Annotated in this window: 24 protein-coding genes; 11 read left to right on the top strand and 13 right to left on the bottom strand. The window is 63.0% G+C overall.

What is annotated here, in order from left to right:
• The gene (locus ABE528_RS17080; protein WP_346653576.1) at positions 1 to 471 is read right to left on the bottom strand and encodes a phosphate-starvation-inducible PsiE family protein; all 471 of its coding nucleotides are present in this window, start codon (positions 469 to 471) and stop codon (positions 1 to 3) included.
• 297 nt (positions 472 to 768) lie between these two features.
• On the opposite strand from ABE528_RS17080, the gene ABE528_RS17075 reads away from it, so the two are divergent.
• On the top strand, positions 769 to 1,035 hold the full coding sequence (locus ABE528_RS17075) for a YebG family protein (protein ID WP_346653575.1): 267 nt from the start codon (positions 769 to 771) through the stop codon (positions 1,033 to 1,035).
• 129 nt (positions 1,036 to 1,164) lie between these two features.
• On the opposite strand, the gene ABE528_RS17070 is transcribed toward ABE528_RS17075, so the two are convergent.
• A complete protein-coding gene (locus ABE528_RS17070) occupies positions 1,165 to 1,422 on the bottom strand; it encodes a hypothetical protein (protein ID WP_346653574.1) in 258 nt (85 codons plus the stop codon).
• 349 nt (positions 1,423 to 1,771) lie between these two features.
• Between ABE528_RS17070 and ABE528_RS17065 the strand changes: the two genes are divergently transcribed.
• Positions 1,772 to 2,647: a WYL domain-containing protein gene (locus ABE528_RS17065; RefSeq protein WP_346653573.1), complete on the top strand. Its 876-nt coding sequence runs from the start codon at positions 1,772 to 1,774 to the stop codon at positions 2,645 to 2,647.
• Between the two features lie 20 nt (positions 2,648 to 2,667).
• On the opposite strand, the gene ABE528_RS17060 is transcribed toward ABE528_RS17065, so the two are convergent.
• Complete coding sequence (locus tag ABE528_RS17060) at positions 2,668 to 3,687, bottom strand: Glu/Leu/Phe/Val dehydrogenase dimerization domain-containing protein (RefSeq protein ID WP_085675006.1); 1,020 nt, start codon at positions 3,685 to 3,687, stop codon at positions 2,668 to 2,670.
• 123 nt (positions 3,688 to 3,810) lie between these two features.
• Here ABE528_RS17060 and ABE528_RS17055 point away from each other — a divergent pair, with 123 nt between their 5' ends.
• Positions 3,811 to 4,617 (top strand): tetratricopeptide repeat protein, encoded by an 807-nt coding sequence (locus ABE528_RS17055; protein ID WP_346653572.1) that lies wholly within the window; start codon positions 3,811 to 3,813, stop codon positions 4,615 to 4,617.
• On the opposite strand, the gene maiA is transcribed toward ABE528_RS17055, so the two are convergent.
• From maiA to hmgA, 3 genes are read right to left on the bottom strand one after another with little or no spacing between them, the layout of a single operon-like run.
• Positions 4,611 to 5,243, bottom strand: a complete 633-nt coding sequence (gene maiA / locus ABE528_RS17050) for a maleylacetoacetate isomerase (protein WP_346653571.1) — start codon at positions 5,241 to 5,243, stop codon at positions 4,611 to 4,613. The genes ABE528_RS17055 and maiA overlap by 7 nt on opposite strands.
• An 11-nt stretch (positions 5,244 to 5,254) precedes the next feature.
• On the bottom strand, positions 5,255 to 6,547 hold the full coding sequence (fahA, locus tag ABE528_RS17045) for a fumarylacetoacetase (protein WP_152957043.1): 1,293 nt from the start codon (positions 6,545 to 6,547) through the stop codon (positions 5,255 to 5,257).
• A 3-nt stretch (positions 6,548 to 6,550) separates the two neighbouring features.
• Positions 6,551 to 7,852 carry a homogentisate 1,2-dioxygenase gene (gene hmgA, locus ABE528_RS17040; protein ID WP_346653570.1) on the bottom strand — a complete coding sequence of 434 codons (1,302 nt, stop codon included), beginning with the start codon at positions 7,850 to 7,852 and terminating at the stop codon, positions 6,551 to 6,553.
• Positions 7,853 to 7,966: 114 nt separating this feature from the next.
• Here hmgA and ABE528_RS17035 point away from each other — a divergent pair, with 114 nt between their 5' ends.
• Positions 7,967 to 8,749 carry an IclR family transcriptional regulator gene (locus ABE528_RS17035; protein ID WP_152957041.1) on the top strand — a complete coding sequence of 261 codons (783 nt, stop codon included), beginning with the start codon at positions 7,967 to 7,969 and terminating at the stop codon, positions 8,747 to 8,749.
• 259 nt (positions 8,750 to 9,008) lie between these two features.
• On the opposite strand, the gene ABE528_RS17030 is transcribed toward ABE528_RS17035, so the two are convergent.
• The 3 genes from ABE528_RS17030 to ABE528_RS17020 form a co-directional block, all read right to left on the bottom strand.
• Positions 9,009 to 9,914: an alpha/beta hydrolase gene (locus ABE528_RS17030; protein WP_152957040.1), complete on the bottom strand. Its 906-nt coding sequence runs from the start codon at positions 9,912 to 9,914 to the stop codon at positions 9,009 to 9,011.
• A 176-nt stretch (positions 9,915 to 10,090) separates the two neighbouring features.
• Complete coding sequence (locus tag ABE528_RS17025) at positions 10,091 to 10,777, bottom strand: LrgB family protein (protein ID WP_152957039.1); 687 nt, start codon at positions 10,775 to 10,777, stop codon at positions 10,091 to 10,093.
• A complete protein-coding gene (locus ABE528_RS17020) occupies positions 10,767 to 11,153 on the bottom strand; it encodes a CidA/LrgA family protein (protein ID WP_346653569.1) in 387 nt (128 codons plus the stop codon). The genes ABE528_RS17025 and ABE528_RS17020 overlap by 11 nt, the downstream gene beginning before the upstream one ends.
• A 99-nt stretch (positions 11,154 to 11,252) precedes the next feature.
• Between ABE528_RS17020 and ABE528_RS17015 the strand changes: the two genes are divergently transcribed.
• The gene (locus tag ABE528_RS17015; protein WP_152957038.1) at positions 11,253 to 12,131 is read left to right on the top strand and encodes a LysR family transcriptional regulator; all 879 of its coding nucleotides are present in this window, start codon (positions 11,253 to 11,255) and stop codon (positions 12,129 to 12,131) included.
• 28 nt (positions 12,132 to 12,159) lie between these two features.
• Here the strand turns inward: ABE528_RS17015 and ABE528_RS17010 are convergent, their stop codons facing one another.
• Positions 12,160 to 12,615, bottom strand: coding sequence for a flavodoxin (locus ABE528_RS17010; RefSeq protein ID WP_152957037.1), 456 nt, complete (start codon positions 12,613 to 12,615; stop codon positions 12,160 to 12,162).
• 105 nt (positions 12,616 to 12,720) lie between these two features.
• Between ABE528_RS17010 and ABE528_RS17005 the strand changes: the two genes are divergently transcribed.
• The gene (locus ABE528_RS17005; RefSeq protein WP_103449064.1) at positions 12,721 to 13,149 is read left to right on the top strand and encodes a PAS domain S-box protein; all 429 of its coding nucleotides are present in this window, start codon (positions 12,721 to 12,723) and stop codon (positions 13,147 to 13,149) included.
• 60 nt (positions 13,150 to 13,209) lie between these two features.
• Entirely contained in the window at positions 13,210 to 13,830 is a 621-nt protein-coding gene (locus ABE528_RS17000) for a hypothetical protein (protein WP_346653568.1), read from the top strand.
• On the opposite strand, the gene ABE528_RS16995 is transcribed toward ABE528_RS17000, so the two are convergent.
• On the bottom strand, positions 13,815 to 14,747 hold the full coding sequence (locus ABE528_RS16995; RefSeq protein ID WP_346653567.1) for a MerR family transcriptional regulator: 933 nt from the start codon (positions 14,745 to 14,747) through the stop codon (positions 13,815 to 13,817). The two genes, ABE528_RS17000 and ABE528_RS16995, sit on opposite strands and share 16 nt — an antisense overlap.
• A 219-nt stretch (positions 14,748 to 14,966) precedes the next feature.
• On the opposite strand from ABE528_RS16995, the gene ABE528_RS16990 reads away from it, so the two are divergent.
• From ABE528_RS16990 to ABE528_RS16975, 4 genes are all read left to right on the top strand, one after another.
• A complete protein-coding gene (locus tag ABE528_RS16990; RefSeq protein ID WP_152957034.1) occupies positions 14,967 to 15,527 on the top strand; it encodes an antibiotic biosynthesis monooxygenase in 561 nt (186 codons plus the stop codon).
• A gap of 76 nt (positions 15,528 to 15,603) precedes the next feature.
• Positions 15,604 to 16,296, top strand: coding sequence for a dihydromonapterin reductase (gene folM, locus ABE528_RS16985; RefSeq protein ID WP_152957033.1), 693 nt, complete (start codon positions 15,604 to 15,606; stop codon positions 16,294 to 16,296).
• 9 nt (positions 16,297 to 16,305) lie between these two features.
• On the top strand, positions 16,306 to 16,602 hold the full coding sequence (locus ABE528_RS16980; protein ID WP_346653566.1) for a DUF1244 domain-containing protein: 297 nt from the start codon (positions 16,306 to 16,308) through the stop codon (positions 16,600 to 16,602).
• A complete protein-coding gene (locus tag ABE528_RS16975; RefSeq protein WP_261941555.1) occupies positions 16,595 to 16,936 on the top strand; it encodes a HopJ type III effector protein in 342 nt (113 codons plus the stop codon). Before ABE528_RS16980 ends, ABE528_RS16975 begins: the two co-directional genes overlap by 8 nt.
• A gap of 31 nt (positions 16,937 to 16,967) precedes the next feature.
• On the opposite strand, the gene ABE528_RS16970 is transcribed toward ABE528_RS16975, so the two are convergent.
• A complete protein-coding gene (locus ABE528_RS16970) occupies positions 16,968 to 17,876 on the bottom strand; it encodes an alpha/beta fold hydrolase (protein WP_346653565.1) in 909 nt (302 codons plus the stop codon).
• Between the two features lie 78 nt (positions 17,877 to 17,954).
• Positions 17,955 to 19,166: an enoyl-ACP reductase FabV gene (fabV, locus tag ABE528_RS16965; RefSeq protein WP_152957029.1), complete on the bottom strand. Its 1,212-nt coding sequence runs from the start codon at positions 19,164 to 19,166 to the stop codon at positions 17,955 to 17,957.
• Positions 19,167 to 19,292 lie beyond the last annotated feature (126 nt).

The following is a 19,292-nucleotide window of genomic DNA, read 5'->3' as shown; positions in this document are numbered from 1 at the left end:
CTACTTGCCCTCCTCCACCTCATTGCCGCTGGCGTCCAGCACCTTGGTCGAGGGGTAGCGGTACGAGGCGTAGCGCACCACCAGGATCGAGAACGCCAGCAGCAAGATGCCCCCGCACACGTACAGCAGCCCTTCGTCCGGCGCCTTGTGGTGCGACACATCGCCGATCAGCAGGCGCGTCAGCGCGGTGATCGCCACATACAGCAGGAAGCGGATCGGCATGTGGTTGGTCTTGAAGTAGATACCGACCATCGCCCCGAGCTCCAGGTAGATGAACAGCAGCAGGATGTCATCGACGCTGACCCCACCCTTGCCGAGCATGTCCAGGAAGGTCACAACCGCCGCGTAGGCGGTAATCGCGCCAATGCCGAACAGCGCCAGGTAGTGGAACGCTTCCACACACAGGTTGCCCAGCGCGTCGGCCGAGCCGTGCAGGCCCTTGCGCAGTTTTTCAGCCCATTTGATATCCACGATGTGCGATTCCCCGATACGACATGAAGGATGATGCGTCACGCCTGTGACGCTTGTGCCATGCAGTTAAAGGGCCAGGCCCCTGCCTTGGAAGGCGACCGATTGCCGCAAGGCACGGGCGGCGTGCGAATTCAGCACAGCTACAATTTCTGGTTGCGAAATGACTGCCTTGCCATTACTGTATATCGATACAGTATCAGGTGAGAGCATTCTGCCCGACTGCCTGGATAGCAACTGAACCGCAAAGCAGCAGGCGCACGAAAGCGCCCCCTGCTACCACTGACCGAGAGGCCTCGTATGGCTGTTGAGATTCTTTACCGCAGCACGCGCGATTTGGAGACCACGTTCTTGGACCGCAAACTCGCAGACGCCCATGACCAGATGCTGGAACTGGCCGAGGTGCTAACTCAGGTTCTGGTGAAACATGTACCTGGGCTGGATGAAAACATTGCCGAAGAGGCAAGCATCTTCATGGCCAAGAACCGGGCGGTGTTTGCTGCGGCGTTCAAGAGCAATGCGGCGGCGTTGGCTGACCTGGATACAGCGGAAAAAGGGGCCGAGTAAGCCCCCCTCGAAAGCGTTGCAACCGTGCGATTCGAGGCGAGGGGCTAGACACCGGCCACCTTCGCTCGGCTCACGGCACGTATGCCCGCAGCAAACCTTGATCCGCTCACGTCTTTTCATGCCCCTTCCTTACCCTTGGGCCGGGATCAACTCCTGCAAAAGCACCACCTTCCTCTGCAGTTGTTCGATCTGTGCCTGCTCTGCGCGCAGCGCCGAGCGCAGCTCGCGGTTCTCTGCCTCCCAGATCTGCGCCCAACGCGCGTTCTTCTGGCAGGCAAGCCCCATCTTCCACAGTTCGTGCAGCCTCAAACTCTGATACAGCAGCACCAGCAGAATGATGCCCATCACCACAACTGCACCTGTCGCAATCACTTCCCACATATTCATTTCCTTTTCCTTGAGTGAGCCGATGTGCCCTGAAGACGAGGAAAATATATGTAGAGTTTGAAGACAGATCTAGAATGTAGACTTATACAGGTAAACTACTCATGCACGTGGGGAGGCTTCAAGGAAGCGGTTTTCGGGTAGGGCATCCGGAGCAAAAGTAGCTTTTTGACATCATCACAAAAGGGAGCCGTCCAAGCAGCAAAGGCATGTGATGGGCAAATGCACCTGGCGCGACCAAAAAACACGTAAGGTCAAGATGATGACAAGACCATACGATAGACGTGACCTTAAACTTTACACATAATCACGCTTTCGATATGCCGCCCGGCATGCTTTCTCAGGAGAGGCCATGAAACGCAAGCAAACCGTCGAGCAGGTACGCTGGGACCTGGCACTGCGCTACAAGCTGATCGAGACCGTCGCCTGGTGGGAAGGCCGCCTGACCACCGGCCATCTGATGCAGAGTTTTGGCATCAGCCGGCAGCAGGCATCCAAGGACATCAACACCTACATCACCGAGCATGCGCCGAAGAATCTGGCGTATGACAAACAGCTCAAGGGTTATGTACCCAGCAAGCAGTTCAAGCCCAAGTTCATCGAGGACAGCGCAAGCGCTTACTTGCACCTGCTGTATCAGAACGGTGAACGCGCCCCGCACATTGACGGCCTGGCACTGGCCTATGCCCACACCAAGGTGCTGGAGGTGCCGGACCGGCCCATTCGGCCGGAGGTTCTGCGCCCCCTGCTCAAGGCCTGCCGTGAAGGCCTGCGCCTGGAAACCGAGTACGTTTCACTCAACACGCCAAATGTCGAGGTGCGCCTCATCGCGCCGCACACGTTGGTCTACACCGGCATGCGCTGGCATGTGCGGGCGTACTGTGAAAAGAACGGCCAGTACCGCGACTTCGTACTCAGCCGTTTGCGCGGGCAGCCGGACCTGCTGGATGAGTCACCCAACACCCGGGCACAGGACGAAGACTGGAATGCCGAGATTCCGGTGATCTTCGAGCCCGATGGGCGTTTGAGCGAGGCGCAGAAGGCGATCATCGAAGCCGACTTCGGCATGATTGAAGGGCAGCTGGTCGTGCCTAGCCGCAGGGCTCTGGTGAAGTATGTGCTGCAGCGTTATCAGATCGACCCACGCAATGTGGCGACCAGCCCTGAAGCGCAACAGATCGTGGTCTCCAACCTCAAGGACCTGAGGCCATGGCTGATGCATGATTGAGGCACCCTGCGGCCGGGACCTCAACCGTACAGCAAGCGCTCGGCCAGCATCTGCGCCACCCTGGCCGGCGAGCGCTTTTCCGCCTGGGCATGGCCGAACACCTCGGTCAGCCGCGTCGGTATCCGCGCCAGGTGCGCGGTGATGGTGCCCAGGTCACCTCCGCGATGCTTCAGCGCCACGTAGATCAGGCCGCCGGCATTGATCACATAGTCGGGGGCATACAGGATGCCGCGCGCCTCCAACTGATCAGCCACCTGCAAGGTGGTCAGCTGATTGTTTGCCGCCCCCGCCACCGCCGCACAACGCAGTTGCATCACCGTCTGGCCATTGAGCACCGGCCCAACGCCACAGGGCGCGAAAATATCGCAGGGGGTGCTGATCAGGGCGTCATTGGTTACCGGATGAGCATTGAACTGCTCCACCGCCAGGCGCACCCGGCCAGGGTCCAGGTCGCTGACCAGCAACTCCGCGCCCGCCGCATGCAGCTGCTCGGCCAGTGCATAACCAACATTCCCAAGCCCCTGCACGGCCACGCGCAGGCCTTCGAGGTTGCTGCTGCCCAGGCGTGCCTGAGAGGTGGCACGGATGCCAGCGAACACGCCCATGGCGGCATGCGGTGACGGGTCGCCAGAAGCCGTGGTACTGGTGACATGCGGTGTGCTCTGGGCGATGCAGTCCATGTCCAGGGTCGAAGTACCGCTGTCCACGGCAATGATGAATCGCCCCTGCAGGGTATCGATGAAACGGCCGAACGCCTCGAACAGTGCCGCGCGGTTTTCCACATGCGGGTTGCGCATGATCACCGCCTTGCCGCCACCCAACGGCAAGCCCGCCAGCGCGGCCTTGTAGCTCATGCCCTGGGCCAGGCGAATGGCGTCGGTCATGGCGCTCTCGTCATCGGCATAGGGTAGGTAGCGGCAACCACCCACCGCCGGGCCCAATTTCTCGCTGTGAATCGCCACGACGGCCTTGAGGCCAGTGGGCGGGTCAATGAACAGGTGCAGCGACTGGGTACGGGTGCTTTGCATCAGCGCGAACATCGACGGGCTCCCCAACGAGGTGCTCCTACCAGTATAGGCACGCGCCAGATGCCGACACTGCGGGCGGACCACTGGACGAATCCACGCCCCGCAGCTAATACTCAAGCGTGTGTGGAGAACCCCATGAAGCCACGTCAAGCCTGCCTGGCCTGCCTGGAGCGCGAGCCGGTCGCCCTGCTGGAAGCTGCGTTGTGGATCGCCGTCGAGCATGATCGAAAGGTCGAGCCTGCGGCCAGCCTTGCCACACTGCAAAACCTGCAAGGGCAGATCAGTGCCTGCCTGCCCATGCTGCCGTTGTCCGAACTGGCCCAGCCGCTGCTGCGCCAGCTCAATGCACTGGGTTTTCAGCAGGACGAATACCACCCCCTGCGCCCGCAAGCAGCGTTGCTGGACAAGGTACTGCAACGCCGACGCGGCCAGCCCCTGGCCCTGGCCATCCTTACCCTGGAACTGGCCCGGCGCCTGTCGATACCACTGGAAGGCGTGGCGTTCCCTGGGCACTTCCTGTTGCGCGTGCCCGGTGCCGATCACCTGCTCGACCCTTGCGGGGGCCGCCGCCTGTACCCCAATGATTGCCGCGAGTTGCTGGCGCGCCAGTTCGGCCCGCATGTGCCGCTGACGGCCGAACACCTGCGCAGCGCCAGCGCCACGCAGATGCTGCAGCGCCTGTCGCGCAACCTGCGCCAGTTGCATATCAGCAACGACAATCACCTGGCCGCGCTGATCGACGCCGAACGGGTCATGCAACTGGGCCCGGCCCAGGTCAGTGACTACATGACCCGCGCAACGCTGTATCAACACCTGGACTGCCCCCACGCCGAACGTTTCGACCTGGAGCATGCATTGCTGCTGACCGACGATCCGGTCCAGCGCCTGAAGCTCTCCGAACGTATCGGCAAACTACCGACGGTGAACCGTTCGCTTCACTGAGCCGGCGTGTCCACCTGACAGGACGGATGCGCCTTGGCGAACGCCGGATGCCCCTTGGCCAGTGCCGCGACCCGGGCGATGCGTGGATAGCGGCTGAGGTCGATATTGAAGCGCTCGGCCGCGTACAACTGCGGAATCAGGTACACATCCGCCAGCCCCGGCTCATCGCCAAAGCAATAACCATGATCGCCAATCAACTGCTCCACGGCGGCCAGCCCCTGGCCGATCCAGTGGGCGATCCACTGGCTGACCTGCGCCTCATCGTGACCCAGCTGGCGCAGTTGGTTGAGCACACTCACGTTGTGCAATGGATGCACATCGCAGCCGATGATCGCCGCCACACCACGCACCTTGGCACGTATTGCAGCGCCAGCCGGCAGCAACGCCGGCTGTGGATAAACCTCTTCCAGGTACTCGATGATCGCAGGCGACTGCACCAGCAGTTCACCGTCGTCGGTGCGCAAGGCCGGCACCCGGCCTTGCGGGTTCACCGCGACGTAAGCATCACCGCGCTGGTCGCCCTTGAGCAGGTTGACCGGCAGGGCCTGGTACGCCAGGCCCTTCAACGCCAGGGCAATGCGCACCCGGTAGGAAGAGGTGGAACGGTAATAGGTATACAGCTCCATGGCCTGCTCCCTCAGTTGGCCGCGATGACCTTGCCGCGGCATTCGCCGAAGCCGATGCTGGCCACGCCATCACGCTTGCAGCGGGCACGCAGGATGATTTCGTCACCGTCTTCGAGGAACTTGCGGATTTCACCACTGGCCAGCTCCACCGGCTGTTTGCCGCCCACGGTGGTCTCCAGCAGGCTGCCGTACGAATCAGGAGAGGCACCCGACAGCGTGCCGGAACCGAACAGGTCGCCAGGCTGCAGCTGGCAGCCGTTGACACTGTGATGGGCGATCAGCTGGGCCACGGTCCAGTACATGTTCAAGGTGTTGCTCAAGGCCAGGCGCTGAGCCGGCATACCCTGCTCGCGCATGCGCTCGGTGAGCAGCAGCACTTCCAGTTCGATATCGAAGGCGCCATTGGCCTGGTCACGCTGATCGAGCAAGTAAGGCAGCGGCTGCGGGTCGCCTTCCGGACGGGCCGGCTGAGCACAGCGGAAGGGCTCCAGGGCCTCGGCGGTGACTACCCACGGCGAAATCGTGGTGATGAAACTCTTCGACAGGAACGGGCCCAGTGGCTGGTATTCCCAGGCCTGGATATCCCGCGCCGACCAGTCGTTGAGCAGGCACAGGCCGGCAAGGTGCTGATCAGCTTCGGCGATAGGAATGGCCTGGCCCATGTCGTTGCCCTGGCCGATCCAGATGCCCAGCTCCAGTTCGTAGTCCAGCCGCGCGCAGGGGCCGAAGCTCGGCTCGGTGTGGCCGGCCGGCAGAGTCTGGCCTTTCGGGCGCCGGACCTCGGTACCCGATGGGCGCAAGGTCGAAGCGCGGCCATGGTAGCCGATCGGTACGTACTTGTAGTTGGGCAGCAGCGGGTTGTCGGGGCGGAACAGCTTGCCAACGTTGGTGGCGTGCTGGATACCGACGTAGAAGTCGGTGTAGTCGCCGACCTTGGCCGGCAGGTGCAGCTGGCACTCACTGGCCGGATACAGCGCAGCCTTGAGCGCTGCCTGATGTTCGCTGTGTTCGCCCAGCAGCACCAGCAGACGCTCACGCAGCGCCACCCGGGCATCCCGCCCCAGCGCGAAGAACGCGTTCAGCGCACCGCCGCGGGTGGCTTGCACTGCTGCTTTGGCCTGGCCATCGAACAGGCACGCAGCCAACGCGGCTTCCAGGTCAAGGATGGCATCGCCGATAGCGACGCCACAGCGCAGCGCTTCACCTGGGCGACTGAAGATGCCCAGCGGCAGGTTCTGCAGCGGGAAGTCGCTGTGCCCGTTGGCGTGCTCGACCCAGCTACGGGCAATGGCGGTCTGGTTCATGGGTTATCTCCGGTTCGGGTTGAAGGTGCTCGGCAAGGTGGCCCAGCAACTATCGTAGTCGGCCTGCAACTGCGGGCTGTCGAGTGCCTGCAGGCTCGGGCGCAGCACCTGGCTGGTCTCGAACATGAAAGCCATGGTGTTGTCGATCTTGTGCGGTGCCAGCTCGGCGGCGATGGCCTTTTCGCAGGTTTCGGCATCCGGCCCGTGGGCGCTCATCACCCCATGCAGCGAGGCACCGCCCGGCAGGAAACCTTCGGCCTTGGCGTCGTAGGCACCGTTGATCAGGCCCATGAATTCGTTCATCAGGTTGCGGTGGAACCACGGTGGACGGAAGGTGTTCTCGGCCACCATCCAGCGCGGCGGGAAAATCACGAAATCCATGTTGGCCATGCCGTGCACACTGGTCGGGGAAGTCAGCACGGTGAAGATCGACGGGTCCGGATGATCGAAGCTGACCGTGCCGAGGGTGTTGAAACGGCGCAGGTCATACTTGTAGGGCACGTTGCTGCCGTGCCAGGCGACCACGTCCAGCGGCGAGTGCTGCAGCTGACAGGCCCAATGCTCACCCAGGAACTTCTGCACCAGCTGCACCGGGCCATCAACTTCTTCGTAGTGCGCCACCGGGGTGAGGAAATCACGCGGGTTGGCCAGGCCATTGCTGCCGATCGGCCCCAGGTCAGGCAGGCGCAGCGGCGCGCCGTGGTTTTCGGCAATGTAGCCGCGGGCCTGGCCATCGGGCAATTCGACACGGAACTTCATGCCCCGCGGAATCACGGCGATTTCCAGAGGCTCGACATCCATCACGCCCAGTTCGGTGGCGATGCGCAGGCGGCCCTGTTCCGGCACCAGCAGCAGTTCGCCGTCGGCGTTGAAGAACACCCGCTGCATGGAGCGGTTGGCGCGGTAGATGTAGATGCTGACCCCGGCCGGCTTTTCGGCGGCCGAGTTGGCCACCATTGGCAGCCAGCCTTCGATGAAATCGGTTGGCTCGCTGGGGATGGGCTGCGGGTTCCAGCGCAGGCGGTTGGGCGTGACCGCGCCCAGCGGGCCGGCCAATGGCTGGCGCTGCAGGCGCTCGAAGCGCGGGTGCAAGGCCGAGGGGCGGATGCGGTACAGCCAGGTACGGCGCAGTTCACTGCGGGCCATGGTGAACGCAGTGCCCGACAGCAGCTCGGCATACAAGCCGTAGGGAGCCTTCTGTGGCGAGTTTTGCCCGACCGGCAGGGCGCCAGCCAGGGCTTCGCTGGCGAATTCGTTGCCGAAACCGCTCAGGTACTGAAGATCGGGGGACGTGTCGCGGTTCATCGAAGCCTCCGGATTTTGTTTTTATCGTAATCTGATTACGAATAACGTAATTTGCTCCCCGCCAGGCGTCAAGCTATAAAGGCGCGACGCGAAAAATCCGGAAGCTTCCTACCCATGGCCAAAGCCAGCTCCCCCGCCGACAACGGCAAGCAGAAAGTCCGCTCGGCGGAAGTCGGCACCGACATCCTCAAGGCCCTCGCTGAACTGTCCCCGTCCACCTCGCTGTCGCGCCTGGCCGAGCATGTGCAGATGCCGGCAAGCAAGGTGCACCGCTACCTGCAGGCGCTGATCGCCAGTGGTTTTGCCGAGCAGGATGCCGCCACCAACCACTATGGCCTGGGGCGTGAGGCGTTGCGCGTGGGGCTGGCGGCACTGGGCAGCATCGATGTGCTGAAAGTGGCGGCGCTGCCGCTGTCGCAACTGCGCGATGAGCTGAACGAGAGTTGCTTCATCGCGGTATGGGGCAACCAGGGCGCTACGGTGGTGAGCATCGAGCCCGCCGTGCGTGCGGTCACGGTGGTGACCCAGATAGGCTCGGTGCTGCCCCTGCTCAGTTCCTCCACCGGCCTGGTGTTTGCCGCCCATCTGCCCGAGCGGGAGACCGTGGAGTTGCGTGACCGCGAACTGGCAGTGCTGCAGCAAAGCGCCAGCGATTACCAAGGCTTGCTGGCAGAGATCCGCGAACGGGGCTTGCACCACGTGCACGGCCTGTTGATGCCAGGTGTGGATGCGTTGTCTGCGCCGGTGTTCAACGCCATGGGGCAGATCGCGGCGGTGATGACGGTAGTCGGCCCGACCTCGATCTTCCATGCCGATGAACACGGCCCGGCAGCACAGCGCCTGCTGGCGGCAGCGCGGGACACCAGTTGGCGCATGGGCTACTCGCCAGCGGCCTGAAACACCCGCCCGGCACTGTTGCCCGAAACGTAAAGGTGAATGTCACAAGCCGCTATTTTTCCCACAGGATCAAGCGCTTATTCTTACCTCACTGGCCGGCATGAAGGGCTCTCCCCCCGCCTTTCAGGCCCGCGAGGTTCACCGACGTTGATTTTGAAGCTCCTTGATCTAACGTCTCGATTGGCCGCTGCGTTTGCAGCGGCCTTTTTTATGGGCGTGTGCATGGCTTGATAGGTGTAGCGCCTGTGAGATAGCGGGTTCAGGACCAAGCAACTTTCTGCGGCAGGTAGCTCAGCAACTGTTCGCGAAAGGCCAGGTAATGGCGCAGCACCTGCGCTGGCGCTTCGGTGTGCGGGTAATGGCCGATCCCTTGCAGTTGCACGATATCGGGGTTAGGCACCAGCTGCCGATAGCGCTCGACCATATCCGCGCCGGACAACGGGTCGGCGATGCCGTTTATGAACCGCAGCGGTACACCCTCGCGCTGCAATGCCCCGACCCAGCGCTCGCGATGCTGCCTGCGCTCAGGCTGGTAGCCCACCAGCTTGTGGAGGATGCGCGTGCCGTTGTTGGCGGCAATCAGGCTCCAGCAATCGTCCAGCGCGCTTTCACTGGGGTGGGTGCACGGGCCGTAGATCTGGGTCACGTTGCGCACCAGGTCGTCGCGCCCGAACGAACGCCCCACCAGCCAGCCCAGGCGGCTGAGCAGCAGCTTCTGGACCCGTGGTATCTGACAGCTTTCCGGGAACAGCCCACTGTTGAGGAACACGCAGCTGGCGATGTCGGCGCGCTGTTCGTGGTGGCGCGACAGCAGTTCCTGAGCCACGCTGCCACCGTAGTCGTGCGCCAGCAGGTGCATCGGCTGGTCAATGTCCAGATGCGTCAGCAGAGCCTGCTGCAGGTCCGCTTGCTCCATCAGGCTGTAGTAGTGGTTGAGTGGCTTGGCGGAATCGCCAAAGCCGAGCATGTCGCAGGCAATCACCCGGAAGCGCTGGCTCAGCGGAGCCCACAGGTAATGCCAATCCCAGCTCGCGGTGGGAAATCCATGCAACAGAAGCAGGGGCTCTCCTTGCCCTGCGGTCCAGTAGCGGATGCTCTGGCCCCGGAATGAAAAACTTTGTCCCCGGGTACGCCAGACGCGCAATGGAATCTCGGCCATAGGCATCAGAGTTGTCCCGGTGGAGTGGTGGTGTCGGAATAGGGCAAGGCTGCGGTCATTGCATGTCACCTCGGCACTTTCATGTGCTCTCTATGTCGAGGTTGAGTGTAATCAGCAGCCCAGCAGATGAAACTTGCGTTACCAGCCAGCTTGATGACCGAGCGGGTCAGTGGCACGAACGGTCACAGCAGGATCACCAGCAGCGGTGCGGCGAACAGGTTGAGCAGCCCGGTGAGGACCATGACCAGGCCGGCCACCGAACCCTCTTCACGGCCCACTTCCTGAGCCCGACTGACCCCGGCACCATGCGCGCCCACACCGAACAGTGCACCCCGCGCCAGCGGTGTACGCAGCGGCAACCAGCGCAGCAGCACGCCGCCGAACATCGCACCGAGCACCCCGGTGAACATCACGAATACCGCTGTCAGCTCTGGCACGCCGCCCAGGTCATGGGCCAGCGGCATGGCAAAGGGCGTGGTGATCGAACGCGGCACCAGCGACAGGCTGATCGCATCATCCAGTGCCAACAGGTGCGCCAGGCTCCACGAACTGGCGATCGACGCCGCGCTGCCCGCCACCATGCCCACCAGCAGCGCCGGCCAATGCCGCGCCAGCATCGCCCGCTGTTGCCAGATCGGCACGGCAAAGGCGACGGTCACCGGGCCCAGCACACTCATCAGCCAATGGGTGTTGCGCGAATATTCGGCGTAGGCCGTGTGCAGCGGCACGGCCACCGCCAACAGCAAGGCCGGGACCAGGATCAGTGGCGACATCAGGTAGCGCCCGGTGCGCCGATAGAGCCAGCGGCTGGCCAGGTAGGCCACCAAGGTCAGTGCCAGCCAGAACAGCGGCATGGGTTCAAGGCTCATGGCGCAGCCTCCAGCGGCAGACCAGTTCCACGGTCACGGCAGTCACCACCATGACCATCAGGGTACTCACAGCGATGACCAGCAGGATGCGCCAACCTTCGCTGCGCACCAGGCTGCCGTAATCGAGCAGGCTCATCAGGGCCGGGATGAAGAACAGCAGCATTTCCGCCATCAGCCAGCCAGCCCCCAGTTGCAAGGTGGCCGGCTTGAGCACGCCGCAGGCGAACAGCAGCAACAGCAGGCCCAGGCCCATCACCCCGCCAGGGATCGGCCAACCCAGCCAGGTGGCCAGTTGGCCACCGAACAGGAACAAGGCCAGCAGGACCGCCAGCTCGGCGAGCAGGCGCAGGGGCTTTTTCAATAATGCGGGTTTCATGGGCAGCGGTTCCTCGACAGGCCCTCATTTTAAGATTTGGCTGCCTAGGCCAAAAGCGAATTGTTAGACTTGCAGCCATTCCACAATGGAATCACGAGCATGGAATTCAAACAGCTGCGCAGTTTCATCGAAGTGGTCCATCGCGGCGGCTTTACCCAAGCCGCCCAGACCTTGCATATCAGCCAGTCCGCCGTGAGCAAGCAGGTCGCCCAGCTGGAGCAAGATGTGGGCCAGCCGCTGCTTGAGCGCCAGGCCTCGCAGCTGCATCTGACGGCAGCCGGGCGCATCGTGCTGGAGCGCGGCGAAGCGCTGCTGCGCCAGCGTCAGGAGCTGCTCAGTGAGCTGGACGATCTCAGCCAGATGGCGCGCGGCGAGTTGCGCCTGGGCTTGCCGATGCTGGGCAGCGATACCTTGTTCGCCGGGTTGTTCGCCGAATACCGCAGGCGCCATCCGAACATCGCCATTCAGTTGCTTGAAGGCGGCAGCCTTAGCATCGAACAGGCGGTGAGGAATGGCGAACTGGAGCTGGGCGGCAGCCTCACCCCGAGCGACCCGGCGTTCGAGTACCAGCCGTTTTGCAATGAACCATTGGATGCCCTGTTACCAACCGGGCATGCGCTGGCCGGGCTGGACCAGGTGAGCCTGAAGCAGTTGGCGGATACACCCTTCCTGCTCTACCAGCGCAGCTTCGTGCTCAACGATCGCTTGCTCAAGGCTTGCCAGCAGCAAGGCTTCACCCCGAAGGAAGGTGGCCGCAGCGGCCAGGCGGACTTCCTGGTGGCGCTGGTCGCGGCGGGCCAGGGCGTGGTGCTGCTGCCCCGTGTGGTAGCAAAAGCGCTGGAGCGCCCCGGGGTGGTGCGCTTGCCGCTGAGGGCGCCGACGGATCTGCGCTGGGATATCGCTTTCATCTGGCGGCGTGGAGCCTACCTGTCGCGCGCGGCACAGGCCTGGCTCGCATTGCTGCGGGAGCAAGCATGAGCCGGCCAGCGCAGGCTGACGAAATACCTCAGGCTTTCAGTGCTTGAGCAAGCGCTGCCAGCCATGGCTCGGCATCAGCTTCTGGAGTCACGGTCTCGCTGGCATCGAGCTTGAGCATCGGCAGCACTTCCCGTACCCCCAGCTCGGCAAACAGTTCGCGCAGCTGCTCGCCACCGCCGCAGTAGGTATCGCCATAGCTCGAATCACCCAGGGCAATCACCGCGCCCGGCAGCCCCCGCCAGGCCGCGGGCAGGGTGTCGCGAATGCTGCTGAACAGCGGCATCAGGTTATCCGGCAATTCACCCATGCCAGTGGTCGAAGTCACCGCGAGCAACGCTTCAGGGGCAAAACCCTCGAGATCCTGCTGGGTAGCACGGGCAGCATGCCAGGCTTCAAAGCCTGCAGCCTTGAGCAACGACTCGGCGTGGCGGGCAACTTCTTCGGCGGTGCCGTACACCGAGCCGGAAATAATGGCGACTTTCATCAGGAAGAGGATTCCGAAACTGAGTGAAAACGTAGGATACTAGCATTCGGCGCTGGCAAAAGGCCGGCTCTACCAAAGTCCCCTTCATTGCCCCATGGTCCGGACATGATCAACGCGCAGCTGCTGCAATCGATGGTCGACGCATCCAACGACGGGATCGTGGTCGCCGAACAGGAAGGCGACGACACCATCCTGATCTACGTGAATGCGGCCTTCGAACGCCTGACCGGCTATAGCCGTGACGAAATCCTCTACCAGGATTGCCGCTTCCTGCAGGCCGATGATCGCGATCAACTGGGCCGGGCACGCATTCGCAAGGCCTTGGCCGAAGGCCGTCCCTGCCGTGAAATACTGCGCAACTACCGCAAGGATGGCAGCGCGTTCTGGAACGAGCTGTCGATCACCCCGGTGAGGCACGATGCCGATCAGCGCACCTACTTCATCGGTATCCAGAAAGACGTCAGCCGCCAGGTAGAACTTGAGCGCGAACTGGCCGAAATGCACGCTCGTCGGAATTCCGACGAACGCGGCTGAACCAAGCGCTTTGAGCACGGTCAATTCCCGTTGAAGAAATCCTCATCACCGAGTTCGATCATGCAAGCAGAAACGCTCCTGACTCAGGACGAACTGGATTTCATCCAGGACATGCAGCATTCCCCGCAATTGAACCTGGCCGACCCGGTGTCGAGCCTGCTGGTCAATGGCGACCGCCATATCCAGTCCCTGCTCGCCCGCCTGGTGGCCAACGAGCAGGTGACCCTGCAGGCGCAATTCAACAACCAGCAGATCAGCTTCCCGCTGCAGCTGGTGGAAGACGAGTTCCATGCCGTTCACCTGCAGATCGGCTCACCGGAAATCTACGAAGACGACGGCCCGATGCTGCGCCCCTGGCGCCTGTCGATGGAGCAGCCCAGCGCACTGCTGGATGCCAAGGGCAAGGCCAGTAGCCTGCTGGTCCGGGATATTTCATTCAAGGGTGCGTTGCTCGAGGTGCGTGGCCTGGCCAAAGCCCCATCGCGTTTCGACCTGCATTTTGCCCCGCATGGCATCAGCCCGATCGGCCTGCATGGCAGGCTGCGCCGGCGTATCGGCCCGGACCTGGCCGCCTACGACCTCAGCCGCAGCCCCGCCGAAGAAATCGACCGGCTGCGTGAGTACATCCTGCAGGCCCACCGCCAGGCCCATCCAGAACTGCACGATCAGGTATCGAGCTGACCGGCCAGATACTGCCGCAAGCGGCGCCGCATCAACTCGCTTTGCGCACCCAGGCACGCAACCGGGCTGCCGGCGAGACTGTCCTGGGCGTTTTCGGCCGCCTCGCCAGCTAACAGCAATGGGCATTCCAGGCCTGCTGCCAGGCGCCTCAGGCGCTTGTTCAATTCGACTGTGGGCGAATGGTTGGCAAACAGCACCAGGGCATCCGGCCGCAGGCGCTCACACACCAGCGGCAATTCTTCCAGCGACTGGCCGGGCATGAGCAGACTCACGCCGATGTCCTCACTGCCCAGAAGCAAGCCGGTCACCAGCAGTTCCAGTTCATGGCACAGCCCGGGAAGCGGGGCCAGCAGCACATGGCGGACGCGCGGCTGACGAGAAAGCTGCAAACGGGAGAACACCCGGCCACGCAGGAACTGGTCGAGGAACAGCCACTCGCTGGCCTGGCCGAATGCCCCCTGCCCCGCCGCCAGATCATGCCAGACGGGCAAGAACACTTCGCTGAACACCTGGTCCAGGGCGATTGTCGCGAACACCTGGTCGAACAGCAGGTCCAGGCTCGACGCGTCGAAGCGATTCACAGCCTTGCGCACCTGAGCCTGCCACTGTGCCCTGCAGTCAGGCGAAATCACGCCCTGGGCGGCGGCCTGGCCGCGGGCCAGAATGCCGCCAACCTTGCTGACTGCAACGCCACGTTCGAGCCAACCCAGGATGCTCCGGACCTGTTCGATATCCGCCTGGGAATACAACCGGTGACCACTTTCGGTGCGTGTCGGCTGGATCAGCCCGTAGCGGCGCTCCCATGCACGCAGGGTCACGGCGTTGACGCCGGTCAGGCGGGAAACCTCACGAATGGGGAACAGGTCCTGGTGGTGCAGGCCTGCCTCGATTTCCGAGCTACGTCCCTGTTTGTTCATCTGCACTGAGTAACCTGTGTGCGGAAGTTGAACGGGCATTCTACTACGACATCATGCAGTGCGAGCCAGCAACCGTTTGCGAACAATTGTTAAGGCCGTATTGTCACCAGCAGGATGCTTCGCGCCCGATTCTTGCATGCAGGCTGACGTTGCCCACCACCCCGGGCCACGCAGCCAAGGGGCCGGCTACCCGCCAGCCCCGTCGCCAGGAGATACACGATGTCTACCCCACCCGTCACCCTGATGGTGTCGCGCCGCGCCGCCCATGGCCGCTACCAGGACCTGCTGGCCTGGCTGCACGAAGGCGAGCAGCTGGCCACCGACTTCCCCGGTTACCTCGGCTCGGGCATCCTCGCCCCACCCCGCGACAACGACGAATTCCAGATCATTTTCCGCTTTAGCGACGAGCCTACCCTGCACGCCTGGGAGCACTCCGCATCGCGCCGGGCCTGGCTGGCTCGCGGTAACGGCCTGTTCGAACGCCCCAAAGAGAGGCGCGTCAGCGGCATTGACGACTGGTTCGGCACTAATACGGTGCAAAAACCACCGCGCTGGAAGCAGGCCGTGGCCATCTGGCTGGCCTTCTTCCCGGTCTCGCTGCTGTTCAACGTCCTGTTCGGCCATTGGCTCGCAACGTTCGAGCTGCTACCCCGGGTCATGCTCAGCACGCTGGCCCTGACGCCGGTCATGGTCTACTTCTTCATCCCCTTGTCTACCCGCCTGCTGGCCAACTGGCTGCACGCCACGCCAACCGCCAGCCCGGCGCTGCGCAGCCGCTGAGGCGAGGTCATACAAGCGCGAACAGTTCGGGTATGCTGGGCGGCAACGACAGGACAGACAAGTTGACCGCCCGCACATGAACAGCCCTATTCTCGTTACCGGCGCCAGCCAGCGCGTCGGGCTGGCCCTGGCCCTCGAGCTGGCTCAGGCCGGCCATACGGTGGTCAGTGCCAGCCGCAGCCTCCAGCCGCAGTCCGCGCACCCGAACATCGTGCAGTTCCAGGCCGACCTCTGCGTCAGGGCCGACCGTGAAGCGTTGATCGACCACCTGCAGCGCAACTACGACGGCCTGCGTGCAATCATCCACAACGCCTCGCTGTGGCTCGACGACGGCCTCGACAACCTCGACACCATGTTCCGCCTGCACGTCGAAGCGCCGTACCACCTGAACCTGGCGCTCGGCGAGCTGCTGAACAAGGTCGACAAGGCCGATATCATCCACATCTGCGACGAAACCTCCTCACGCGGCAGCAAAGGCCACATCGGCTACGCCGCGACCAAGGCTGCACTGCAGAACATGGTGCTGTCGTTCGCCGAAAAATACGCGCCCAAGGTGCACGTCAACGGTATCCTCCCCGGCCTGCTGATCCTCAAGGAAGGCGGTGACGAGGCCTACCGCCAGCAGACCCTGAAAAAGGCCCTGCTGGAATTCGAACCCGGCGCCGGGCCACTGATCGAGACGGTGAAATACCTGCTCGCCAGCCAGTACAGTACCGGTAGCCAGGTGGTCATCAACGGTGGCCGCCACCTGAAGAACCGCATGATCTGAGAGACTGCCATGACTGAGCAACAACAGCTCGAACTCGAAGCCGCCGCGTTCCGGCGCCTGGTCGAACACCTGCAGAAACGCACCGACGTGCAGAACATCGACCTGATGAACCTTTCCGGCTTCTGCCGCAACTGCCTGTCCAAGTGGTACAAGGCCGCCGCTGACGAGCGCGAGGTCGACATCAGCCTGGATGACGCCCGCGAAGCGGTATACGGCATGCCCTACGCCGAGTGGAAAGCCCAATACCAGAAAGAAGCCAGCGCCGAGCAGCAAGCGGCGTTTGAACAAGGAAAACCTCGTGACTGATCTGAACACCCTGCGCAGCAGCCTGGCCAGCGGCCAACACGTCTTCGCCGATACCTTGGCGTTCATCGCCGGCAACTACAGCTACCAGCCCCAGGCCTTCAACAACGGTGGCGTGGAGAATGCCGCCGGGCAGAACGAAGGTTCGTGCAAGACCCTGGGCCTGGCCCTGCTGGAAGGCCTGAGCGACCAGGAAGCGCTGCTGGCCTTCGGCGAGCACTACCGCGACGTGCTGGCCACCCCTGAGGGCAGTGACCATGGCAACATCCGTGCGCTGATCAAGCACGGGCTGGCCGGTGTGAAGTTCGCCGAGCTGCCGCTTTCGCGCAAAGCTTGAGATGGCGAGGGCCGCTTTGCGGCCCAGCATTTCAACTGATATTCGTCCCCGGCACGCCATCTGCCAGCCCGCCCTGCTGCAACCACTGCAACGCAATCGGCCACAGGTTTTCGCGAAACCGGTCATGGAAGAACGCAAAATGGCCAATCTCATCGACCGAGATATCCACAGGCGCAATCCGCAAATGCAGCCGCTGCGCCGCTGACAGGTACGCCAATAACCGCTCGGTCGCCGCCACCGTGCCAAACGGATCGTCCGTCAGGCTGATGGCCAGCGTTGCGGCCTGCACTTGGGCGAAAGGCAGCATGGCCAGGCCGCGCCCGCTCGGGCGCTGCTCATAACGCGGTGTGCGCGTGGCCCAGTCATGCACGACACCCGCCGGGGTGTCCTCCAGCCACCCCAGGCGCTTGCCGGGGAAGTAACCGAACGCACGGGTCAGCAACGGCATCACCACATGCCATTTGCCAAACAGCCGCCAGCGCTGGTCGGCGGCATAGTCGCGCCAGTAGGCGAACTGCGCGCCGACCATCACCACCCGCCGCACCTGCCCGGCCGACGGCGCCAGGCCCACGGCGCAGCCACCGAAACTGTGGCCCACCACATCCACCGGCTGGCCGGGAAAATGCTCGGCGGCGTGCGCCAGCATGGCTTCGAAATCCAGCCGGCCCCAATCGCTCCACGACGCCTGGAAGCCGCGCAGCGAGTGCGGGCGTGATTCACCGATACCGCGATAGTCGTAGGTCAGTACATCGCAGCCTTGGGCGAACAGGTAGTCGGCAAAGCGCGAGTAATAGCGGCAGCGCACCGAGGTGGCCGCGTTGATGATCACCAGCGGGCGCTGGGCATCTGCCTGGGCGTGGCGCCAGCAAAAGCCGCCGAGGCTGTAGCCGTCGGCCGTGGCCTGGCGAAAGGCAGTGGCGGGTTGGGTGAGGCTGCTCATGGCGCACTTCCTGTTGTTGTGCGCCAAAACTAGCAAAAAAAATGGGGGCCTGTATTGGCCCCCATCTTTTACATCGACTTACAGCTCGATGCAGTCGAACTTCACATCGGTGGCCACGTCTTCGTCGTAGTTGACGTCAGCGCGCTCGAAGCCGAACAGGTTGAGGAACTGCTTCTTGTAACCGGCGTAGTCGGTCAGCTCGAACAGGTTCTCGGTGGTCACTTGTGGCCACATGGCCTTGCACGCGTCCTGCACGTCGTCGCGCAGTTCCCAGTCGTCCAGGCGCAGGCGAGCTTTTTCGTCCACTTCGGCCGGGGCGCCATCGGCGCGGTACAGGCGATCGCGGAACATGCGATCCAGCTGGTCCTGGGTGCCTTCGTGCACACCCTTTTCCTGCATGATCTTGAACACCATAGACAGGTACAGCGGCATCACCGGGATGGCCGAGCTGGCCTGGGTGACCACCGACTTGAGCACCGCCACGTTGGCGCCGCCCTTGACTTCAGCGGCCAGCTTCTTGTCCAGGCGCAGTGCGGTTTCGTCCAGGTCCTGCTTGGCCTGGCCCAGGGCGCCGTGCCAGTAGATCGGCCAGGTGATTTCGGTGCCGATGTAGCTGAAGGCTACGGTGCGCGCGCCTTCGGCCAGCACCTCAGCGCCCGCCAGGGCGTCGATCCACAGCTGCCAGTCCTGGCCGCCCATGACGGTAACGGTGTCGGCGATTTCCTGCTCGGAGGCCGGCTCGATGCTGGCCTCGATGATGGCGTCCTTGTTGGTGTCGATGGCGGTCGACTTGTACGGCTGGCCGATCGGCTTCAGCGCGGAACGGATCACTTCACCGGTTTGCGGCAGCTTGCGCACGGGCGAAGCCAGCGAGTAGATGACCAGGTCGACCTTGCCACCCATTTCGTTCTTGATCAGCTCGATGACCTTGGCACGGGCTTCATCGGAGAAGGCGTCACCATTGATCGACTTGCTGTACAGGCCCTCGGCCTTGGCGAACTTGTCGAAGGCAGCGGCGTTGTACCAGCCAGCGGTACCGGCCTTGGTCTCGGTACCTGGCTTTTCGAAGAACACGCCCAGGGTGTCGGCCTTGAAGCCGAAGGCCGCAGTGATGCGGGCAGCCAGGCCGTAGCCGCTGGAAGCACCGATGACCAGGACCTTCTTCGGGCCATCCTCGCGCACGCCCAGCTTGCGGGTGGCTTCGATCTGGTCACGGACGTTGAGCTCGCAGCCCTTCGGGTGAGTCGTGGTGCAGATGAAACCGCGAACCTTAGGATGAATGATGGCCAATGTCTGTACCTCGTCAGGTTTATGCCGGGGAAAGCGCCACAGGGGCGATTCCGATTGATCAGAGGGTGAGACTACCCCCGCAGGTTATCCGACACATATTACGGGGTGTTTGAGGGGATTCAAACG

It is taken from the genome of Pseudomonas sp. TWI628, assembly GCF_039673865.1.
Classification (GTDB): domain Bacteria; phylum Pseudomonadota; class Gammaproteobacteria; order Pseudomonadales; family Pseudomonadaceae; genus Aquipseudomonas.
Note: the sequence above shows the minus strand (reverse complement) of the source record. Positions and strands in the feature narration are given on the sequence as shown.

Excerpts from the sequence above, each read along its gene's own strand:
- ABE528_RS17075 (WP_346653575.1), top strand. The coding sequence starts at position 769 with ATGGCTGTTGAGATTCTTTACCGCAGCACGCGCGATTTGGAGACCACG.
- ABE528_RS17070 (WP_346653574.1), bottom strand. The coding sequence starts at position 1,422 with ATGAATATGTGGGAAGTGATTGCGACAGGTGCAGTTGTGGTGATGGGC.
- ABE528_RS17065 (WP_346653573.1), top strand. The coding sequence starts at position 1,772 with ATGAAACGCAAGCAAACCGTCGAGCAGGTACGCTGGGACCTGGCACTG.
- ABE528_RS17060 (WP_085675006.1), bottom strand. The coding sequence starts at position 3,687 with ATGTTCGCGCTGATGCAAAGCACCCGTACCCAGTCGCTGCACCTGTTC.
- ABE528_RS17055 (WP_346653572.1), top strand. The coding sequence starts at position 3,811 with ATGAAGCCACGTCAAGCCTGCCTGGCCTGCCTGGAGCGCGAGCCGGTC.
- maiA (WP_346653571.1), bottom strand. The coding sequence starts at position 5,243 with ATGGAGCTGTATACCTATTACCGTTCCACCTCTTCCTACCGGGTGCGC.
- fahA (WP_152957043.1), bottom strand. The coding sequence starts at position 6,547 with ATGAACCAGACCGCCATTGCCCGTAGCTGGGTCGAGCACGCCAACGGG.
- hmgA (WP_346653570.1), bottom strand. The coding sequence starts at position 7,852 with ATGAACCGCGACACGTCCCCCGATCTTCAGTACCTGAGCGGTTTCGGC.
- ABE528_RS17035 (WP_152957041.1), top strand. The coding sequence starts at position 7,967 with ATGGCCAAAGCCAGCTCCCCCGCCGACAACGGCAAGCAGAAAGTCCGC.
- ABE528_RS17030 (WP_152957040.1), bottom strand. The coding sequence starts at position 9,914 with ATGCCTATGGCCGAGATTCCATTGCGCGTCTGGCGTACCCGGGGACAA.
- ABE528_RS17025 (WP_152957039.1), bottom strand. The coding sequence starts at position 10,777 with ATGAGCCTTGAACCCATGCCGCTGTTCTGGCTGGCACTGACCTTGGTG.
- ABE528_RS17020 (WP_346653569.1), bottom strand. The coding sequence starts at position 11,153 with ATGAAACCCGCATTATTGAAAAAGCCCCTGCGCCTGCTCGCCGAGCTG.
- ABE528_RS17015 (WP_152957038.1), top strand. The coding sequence starts at position 11,253 with ATGGAATTCAAACAGCTGCGCAGTTTCATCGAAGTGGTCCATCGCGGC.
- ABE528_RS17010 (WP_152957037.1), bottom strand. The coding sequence starts at position 12,615 with ATGAAAGTCGCCATTATTTCCGGCTCGGTGTACGGCACCGCCGAAGAA.
- ABE528_RS17005 (WP_103449064.1), top strand. The coding sequence starts at position 12,721 with ATGATCAACGCGCAGCTGCTGCAATCGATGGTCGACGCATCCAACGAC.
- ABE528_RS17000 (WP_346653568.1), top strand. The coding sequence starts at position 13,210 with ATGCAAGCAGAAACGCTCCTGACTCAGGACGAACTGGATTTCATCCAG.
- ABE528_RS16995 (WP_346653567.1), bottom strand. The coding sequence starts at position 14,747 with ATGAACAAACAGGGACGTAGCTCGGAAATCGAGGCAGGCCTGCACCAC.
- ABE528_RS16990 (WP_152957034.1), top strand. The coding sequence starts at position 14,967 with ATGTCTACCCCACCCGTCACCCTGATGGTGTCGCGCCGCGCCGCCCAT.
- folM (WP_152957033.1), top strand. The coding sequence starts at position 15,604 with ATGAACAGCCCTATTCTCGTTACCGGCGCCAGCCAGCGCGTCGGGCTG.
- ABE528_RS16980 (WP_346653566.1), top strand. The coding sequence starts at position 16,306 with ATGACTGAGCAACAACAGCTCGAACTCGAAGCCGCCGCGTTCCGGCGC.
- ABE528_RS16970 (WP_346653565.1), bottom strand. The coding sequence starts at position 17,876 with ATGAGCAGCCTCACCCAACCCGCCACTGCCTTTCGCCAGGCCACGGCC.